At 63.6% G+C, this 7,626-nt stretch carries 6 protein-coding genes; 5 read left to right on the forward strand and 1 reads right to left on the reverse strand.

The features are described from left to right. Positions 1-1,420: MFS transporter (locus VL752_RS17855; RefSeq protein ID WP_325357218.1), on the forward strand; the 1,420-nt coding region annotated here is incomplete at its 5' end. Between the two features lie 29 nt (positions 1,421-1,449). Next, positions 1,450-2,331, forward strand: coding sequence for an MBL fold metallo-hydrolase (locus VL752_RS17860; RefSeq protein WP_325357219.1), 882 nt, complete (start codon positions 1,450-1,452; stop codon positions 2,329-2,331). Between the two features lie 39 nt (positions 2,332-2,370). Here the strand turns inward: VL752_RS17860 and VL752_RS17865 are convergent, their stop codons facing one another. Beyond that, on the reverse strand, positions 2,371-3,540 hold the full coding sequence (locus tag VL752_RS17865) for an ABC transporter substrate-binding protein (protein WP_325357220.1): 1,170 nt from the start codon (positions 3,538-3,540) through the stop codon (positions 2,371-2,373). A gap of 294 nt (positions 3,541-3,834) precedes the next feature. On the opposite strand from VL752_RS17865, the gene VL752_RS17870 reads away from it, so the two are divergent. The 3 genes from VL752_RS17870 to VL752_RS17880 are packed head-to-tail and all read left to right on the forward strand — an operon-like array spanning position 3,835 to position 7,288. Further along, positions 3,835-4,746 (forward strand): branched-chain amino acid ABC transporter permease, encoded by a 912-nt coding sequence (locus tag VL752_RS17870; RefSeq protein WP_325357221.1) that lies wholly within the window; start codon positions 3,835-3,837, stop codon positions 4,744-4,746. Continuing rightward, positions 4,743-6,566 (forward strand): branched-chain amino acid ABC transporter ATP-binding protein/permease, encoded by a 1,824-nt coding sequence (locus VL752_RS17875; protein WP_325357222.1) that lies wholly within the window; start codon positions 4,743-4,745, stop codon positions 6,564-6,566. Before VL752_RS17870 ends, VL752_RS17875 begins: the two co-directional genes overlap by 4 nt. Continuing rightward, a complete protein-coding gene (locus VL752_RS17880) occupies positions 6,563-7,288 on the forward strand; it encodes an ABC transporter ATP-binding protein (RefSeq protein ID WP_325357223.1) in 726 nt (241 codons plus the stop codon). The genes VL752_RS17875 and VL752_RS17880 overlap by 4 nt, the downstream gene beginning before the upstream one ends. Positions 7,289-7,626 lie beyond the last annotated feature (338 nt).

A 7,626-nucleotide genomic window follows, 5' to 3' on the forward strand; every position in this document is an offset into this window, starting at 1 on the left:
AGTTGCGGCCAAGAACAAGAGGGAGGACGGGCGGCAACGACCGCTCCATATGCTCATGCCGACACAGTTCCTGCCGCCTGATCCTGCCACCGTCACGGCCGCCACCCGCAGCCTCAAGCCGGCGATGACCCGGGACGAAAAGCGCCGCACCGCCATCCGCGGCGCCTTTTTCTCCGAATTCATCGACATGTTCGACATCTATCTGCCGACGGTCGTGCTCTCCCCGGTGCTCTTCTATTTCCGGCCGAGCCATGTGAGCCCGGGCACCGCCGCGATCCTGAGTTCCCTCGTCTTCATCACCACTCTGCTCGGGCGACCCTTTGGCGCCTTCTTCTTTGGCATGGTGGCGGACAATATTGGCCGCCGCAAAGCCTCGATCTATTCCGTCGCAGGCTTCGGCTTCATCACGCTGCTCATCGCCCTGCTGCCGGGCTATGGGAGCATCGGCATCGCCTCCTACTGGCTGCTCGTTCTGCTTCGCTTCCTGGATGGCGTCTGCCTCGGCGGCGGCTATACCGGGGCGCATCCGCTCGCCATCGAATATGCCGAGAAGGGCCAGCGAGGCTTTGTCGGCGGCCTCATCCTCGCGGCCTTTCCACTCGCCTATGTGGTGATCAACCTCGTCGCCATGGCGATGTTCGCGCTGTTTCCGCTCGCGGGTCCCGCCTCGCCCTATGTGCAATTCGGCTGGCGCATTCCCTTCGTCATCGGCGCGCTGCTCGCCGGGGTGTTAGCACTCTATTACGTCTACAAGGTTCCGGAATCCGAGATCTGGGCAGTGGAGACGGAGGGCGGACAGCGCAAGCTGCCGCTCTCCGATCTGCTCACGGGGGCGAGTGCCCGCAACCTGCTCCAGGTGCTGGTGATGATGACCGGCTTCTGGCTGACCCAGAACATGATCACCATCTTTATCCCGACCACGCTGCTGCTGCACTGGCTGCATTTGCCGAAATACGAACTGACGCTGACGCTGCTCATCTGCTACGCCGTGCTCTTCGCCAGCTACATCGCGGCCGGCGTGATCGCGCAACGGATTGGGCGGCGTCTGTTCTTCGTGATCCTCGGTCCGCTCATCGCGGTCGTGGGCGGCGGGATGATGTATGCCCTGGTCAGCGGCACGCCTCTCGGCCTCGGTGCTATCATCCTTCTGGTCTGCGTCATGTCGGTGCTCGTCACCGCGCCCTGGGGTGTCATCATCACCTATATCAACGAGCGTTTCGTGACGGACGTGCGCGCCACCGGCTTCGGCCTCGGCTTCAGCCTCTCGGTCGTCATTCCCTCCTTCTATGCGTTCTACATGAACTGGCTCGGCGCCATCATGCCCTTCAAGCTGACGGCCGTGGCGCTGCTTGTCATCGGCGGGCTGCTCGGCACGGTCGGCGCGCTGCTCGGTCCCGAGACACGCGACGTCGATTTCTGATTTTCTCCTCGCAAGGAAAGAACAAGAAGATGGCGCAAAGCGAGATCAGGCAGATACCCGGCCTCTACCGGCGGCGGGTGGGCGATGCAATCGTCACCACCATCAATGACGGCTTTCTCGACATTCCGCTCGGCATCTTGCGCGGCATTCCCGAGGCGCGCATGGCGGCCTGCATGACGGAGGGTTTTCAGGCGCCAGCACCTCGGTTGACCGTCAATACATTCATGATCGAGATGGGCGGCAAGCGCATCCTGGTTGATGCCGGAGGCGGCAGCATCACCATCTATTCGATGGGCCTGCTGCCGGAGAATCTTCGTGCCCTTGGTCTCGGCATGGAGGATTTCGATACGGTGCTGCTCACTCATATCCATCCCGACCACTCCAACGGATTGCTGAGCGATAGCGGGGCGCCGCTGTTCGGAGCGGCCGAGATCATTCTGCATGAGGATGACATCGCCTTCTGGGGCGATCCCGGGCTCCGGGACGGGCGTTCCGCCGCCGCCATGCCCTATCTCGATTCCGCCGATCTCTTCCTGAAGGCCTATCGGGGCCAGATTCGGCCGAGCGGCGGGGGCGAAGTGCTGCCTGGCATTACCTTGCTGCCGCTGCCGGGCCACACGCCCGGCCATAGCGGCTACCGGCTGGATTCGGCGGGCGAAAGCCTGATCATCTGGGGGGATACCGTGCATGTGCCGGAGATCCAGGTGCCCTTTCCGGCAGTTACCAACGAATACGACATCAATGAGCGTCTGGCAGCGGAAAGCCGCAACCGCATCTTCGGCATGGTGGCGCAGGAAGGTCTGCTGGTCGCCGGCATGCATTTGCATGTTCCGGCCTTCGCGCATCTCGTGACGCACGAAGGCGGCTATCGCCTGGTCCCGGAACCCTGGGCAGTCGCCCTGCGGGCATGAAAGGCCGAGGAGCGCGGCGCGCGCTCCTCGCTACTCCCGTCAGTCAGTCACTTCAACCCAGCTCTTGGAAGCCGCGTCGTAGCGAACGAGCGTCAGTTGCTCCGGCGTGATGGTGATGTGGTTTTGCGGTGTGAAACCCAGATCCCCGGTGATGCCCTTAAAACCTTGTGTCTGATTGAACTCTTTCTGCAGGGCAGCGGGCTTGGTCGAATTGGCGCGAGTGATGACCTGCGCCAGCATCATGATGCTGTCATAGCTCGTCTCCGCGAAAGGCGTCGCTTCTACGTTGTATTTGCTGTTGTAGGCCGAGCGGAAGGCCTGCATCTCAGCGCTCGGGTGCAGGTCCGAGGTCAGCACCGCGCTGATCGTGCCATCAGCATTCTGGCCGGCGAGCTTGGCATAGGTATCGTCGGCATTGGTCTCGTCATTGCCGTAGATCTGCGCTTTGAAGCCCAGCGAATGCACATCCTGCGCGAAGGCCGCCTGGTCCTGCGGCGTCAGCCAGACGACGACGCATTTGATACCCGCCGCCTGGATGGAATGGATCTGCGGCATCAGGCCGGTGGTCGCGCCGGTCGACCAGTTCTCGGTGATCGCCTCGTCGATCTTGATCGGCTTCTGCGCCTTGTCATAGACAAGCTTGATGCCGTAATTGCCACCTTCGCCGTAGGTCGTGGGGTCGTGCAGCACTGCCAGCCCATCTGGGCAATGAGCGATGGCATGGCCGGCGATCTTGGCGCCCCAGGCGAAGGTATTGAGACCGAAATCGAAGACCCAAGGATTGGGCGGGCTGCTTGGCCCGTCCGGATTGACCGTCAGCCCGCCGTCATCGACCACGCCGATGGTCGGCATTTTGTAGCGCTTGGCGAGTTGCGCCGTCACCGGACCGGTATCCGGGGAGCCGGCGATGGCGACGGCTCCCTTGCTCACCAGCTTCGCATAGAGCTGGCCGGATAGCGTGGCGGAGGCATCGTCATTGTGCCATTCGAGCTTCAGCGGACGGCCGAGAACGCCGCCCGCCGCGTTGATTTTGGCCACGGCCATTTCCGCGCCATGCACGGTCGCGATCCCGGTCGAGCCATAGGCGCCCGTCGTGCCGGCGATGAGACCGATCAGGATCGGCTCCTTGTCGGAGGCCGCATAGCACGCCGTGGTCGTCGACAAGGCACTGAAGGCGACAAGAATGCCGCCCAGGACCATTGCTTTCATCGAAAGTTTCCCCCGCTTGTCGGATGATGTTTTCAAAAGAATTCTACTGCGACTTTTGTCGGATTGTTCTTTTCGTTTCTCTCCGCCGGTCGCGTGCGCGCCGACGAGGTCCAGACATCAAAGCGGTTCGATGAACACCTGTATAGCTTCGGTGGAGGCGTCATAGCTGTTATAGCTTGGATGACATCTGGCCCGCGAAACGATCCGCGCTAGCCTGGGGAACACGGGCAGGCGACCCGACCTGATCTTCCGGACAAGAACAAGAAAGAAGACGGCGATGAAAGGGAAATGGGCTTGCTGCAGTTCCTCTTGAGCGGAGTGGCCATCGGTGCCGTCTACGGCCTCATCGGCATGGCGCTCGCGATCTCGTTCTACGTCACCCGCGTCATCAACTTTGCCCAAGGGCAGATCATGATGATCGCGATGATGCTGACAGCGACCGCGGCGTCCGCCGGATTGCCGCCGCTGGTCGCGGTCTTCCTCGGCCTGCTCGGCGCGGTACTCATCGCCGTGCTTTCCTATTATGTCGCGGTGAAGCCCATCCTCGCCGTCAATCGCCTCGGCTTTGGCTGGCTCGTCAGCACGCTCGGCTTCGCCGTCATCGTCGAGAACGCGGCCGCCCTCCTCTGGGGGCCGACCTCGCGGCCCTTTCCGCAGATGCTCAACGGCATCAGCCTGCATCTTGGCCAGGCGGTATTGACAGGGCAACAGCTGCTCTCAATCCTCGTGGCCGTGATTCTCGCGGGGCTCTTCGAAGCTGTCCGCCGCTACACGCTCTTTGGCAAGCTCGGCGTGGCGATCGCGGCGGACCCGGAAATGGCATCGGCGGTCGGCGCCAATACCTCACTCGTCGCGGTTGTGGCCTTCGCGATTTCGGGCCTCTTCGCAGGCATCGCCGGTATCCTGATCGGCCCCAATACCTTCGCCAACCCCTATCTCGGCCACACCTATGGCATTTTCGGCTTCATCGCGATGATGATCGGCGGCGGCACGGAAAAGCCGGTGGCCGCCATGTTCGGCGGCATCCTGCTTGGCGTTCTGGCCGAGGGTGCCAATACGCTGATCGATTCCCAGGCTTCCGACTGGTTCCCCTTCGTCGTCCTTGTCATCATCCTGATTGTGAGCCCGCGCGGCCTCTTTAGCGGTGGCGGCGGCTGGGACGCGCTGCGCCGCCGCCTGATGCCCGCGGTGCGAGACGCCGCATGAGCGAGAAACTTCACGCCATGTCAGCCGCGCCCGGCCTGACGCTGTCGCGCCTGCGCGCGCCCGGTCTGGGTCTCTGCCTGCTGCTGCTCGCCTATCTCCTGGGCAGCTGGACGGTGGCACGGTCCGGTCTCGACGTGCAGAGCCTTGTGCTGGTCGCCGCCATCTTCGGCATCCTCGCGATCAGCCTCGATCTCGTGGCCGGCATGCTCGGCCTCTATTCCCTCGGCCAGGGCGGCTTTTTCGGCATCGGCGCCTATCTCACCGCGATCGCGGTGAACGATCTCGGCGCCAGCCCCTTCCTGCTGCTGCCGGTGGTGCTGGTGGTGAGCGGGGCGGCGGGCATTCTGATCGGCGCCATGTCCTTGCGCGTCAGCGGCCTCTATTTCGCGATCACCACCTTCATCTTTACCCTGGTCCTCACGGTGCTCGCGACCGATCTGCAAATCACGGGCGGAACCCAGGGCCTGCTGGGGCCGAGCTTCCCCGACCTGCCGGAGATGCTCTCTTTCCTCGGCGCGCCGGTCGCCTGGTGTATTCTCCTCGCCCTGCTGCTGATCGTCGCGTTGATCTGGAGTCTGCGGCGTTCGCCGCTTTATCCGGTGCTGCTCGCCATCCGTGATGCAGAACCCTTTGCGGAGGCGGCGGGCGTGCGCACGGCCGCACTCAAGATCGGGGTTTTCGGCATCTCGGCTGCCATGGCGGGGCTTGCCGGCTGGCTCTTCTCCTTCATGGGTGTGGTCTCGCCCGGCCAGTTCGACTGGTCGGTCTCGCTCAATATCCTGGTCATGCTGCTCGTCGGCGGCATCAACACCACGCTCGGGCCGTTGCTTGGTGCAGCCTTCGTCTCGATGTTCCCGGCGATCGTCAACATCAACCCCTGGCTGCAGGAAATCATCTATGGCGCGCTCTCGATCTGCGCCATCACCTTCTTCCCTGCGGGGGTGGTGGGGCTGATCCTGCGCCGCCTGCAAGGCGCACGGTCGGCCGCGCATGTGGAGAGCGAGGCAGCGCCCGGGACCGCTGCGCCCCCCAGGGTAGCGCGCGACGGCGCCGAGATTGCCATCGAATGCCGCGCTGTCGATTTCGGCTATGCGGTTGGGCCGCGGGTGCTGCGGAAGGTCGACCTCAGCGTCCGCCGCGGCCATATCCACGGGCTGATCGGCCCCAACGGCTCGGGCAAGAGCACTCTGGCCAATGTCATCGCCGGCCGGTTGCATCCCTCCTCCGGTGAGATCCTGATGAATGGGCGCAGCATCCATGGCGTCTCGCCGAGCGGGCGCGCCCGTCTTGGTATGAGGCGGACCTTCCAGGCGGCCCAACTGGTGCGGGAACTCTCGGCCGGCCAGAACGTCTCCGTCGGTCTCCACACCCAAATACCGCACCTGTTCCGCCGCGCGCCGGTCTGGCCCTTCCTCCCCTCGGCCAGGGCCGACATCGCATCCCTGAACCACCGCTCGGCCGAGGCACTGCGCGCAGTCGACGCCGGGGCCTGGGTCGACAGGCACATCGCGGATGTACCCCATGGCATCGAACAACTGACGCAGCTTGCCGCCGTCTGCGTGGCAGCCCCCGACATCATCATCCTGGACGAGCCGGCGACCGGCCTCTCCCGCCGGGAGGTCGATCATCTGGCCGAGATCCTGAGCGCCCTGAAGGCTGAGGGGGTAACGATGATCATCATTGAACATCAGACCCGCTTTCTGCTGCCGCTCTGCGACCAGGTGACGGTGCTGAACGCCGGGGAGGTCATCGTGACCGCGACCGCCGATGAGGTCCGCGCCCATCCCGTGGTGCGGCAGGTCTATCTGGGGGAACAATGAGCGGCACCGGCCCGGTTCTCCAGATCGAGTCCCTTTCCTGCGGCTACGGGCGCTTCGATGTGGTGCATGAGGTGAACCTGCATGTCGGCCGCGGCGAGGCTGTCGCCCTGCTCGGGCCTAACGGTGCCGGCAAGACGACCGTGCTGCGCGCCGTGATGGGATTGGTCCGGAACCGCCGCGGCAGCATCGTTGTGGGGGGGACCGATATCTCGGATTTGCCGACGCATCGCATCGCGAGCGGCCATGCCGCCATCGCGCCGGAAGGCAGGCGTCTGTTCACCGATCTCTCGGTCGAGGACAATCTCATCCTCGGCGCCCTGCACCTTCGTCGGGACCGGCCCAGGGTCCAGGCCCTGCTCGCCTCGGTCTACGCGCTCTTTCCCGTGCTGAAGGCCTATCGCCGGCGCCGCTCCGCCTTTCTCAGCGGTGGCGAGCAGCAGATGGTCGCGATCGGCCGCATGCTGATGAGTGATCCCGAGATCCTGCTGCTGGACGAGCCGTCGATTGCTCTCTCACCCGTGGCGGTCGAGATCGTCGCTCGGGCGTTGATGGCACTGCGGGAGCGTGGCGCCTCGCTCCTGCTCGTCGAACAACGGGTGGATGTCGCGGCGCAGGTCTGCGACCGGCTCTATGTCCTGAGGCACGGCGAGATTGTGGAGGAGATGAGCGCCGAGCACGCACGCCGCGGCGAGCACAGTATGATCGACACCTATCTCGGCTGAGCCGCCCTAAGCATGTTGGGAGCGGAAGCAGCCCGCAACGCTTGTCGTATCAGGTGGTCTGGTTGCTCACCTTGTCGGGAAGTGCCTGCGCGGCTTGCGCCGATGAGGGGGTTTTGGCCGGTGATCGGGCGATCCTCGGTGTGACGCTTGGGCAAATCGCAACCGCGAAACCAACGCGGCTTTTCCAGACTAAGTTTATATGAGTTCGCTATAGCGAAATTACAAACGTTGTAAGATTAGACAAAGAATTATTTAAAACAGCCTATTGCAGCCGTGCCCTTTCCGTGATTAACACACTGAGCCCTAGACAAAAAGAAAAGGCGGCGCCGAAGCACCGC

The sequence above is a fragment of the Acidisoma sp. genome (assembly GCF_035492295.1).
GTDB lineage: Bacteria > Pseudomonadota > Alphaproteobacteria > Acetobacterales > Acetobacteraceae > Acidisoma.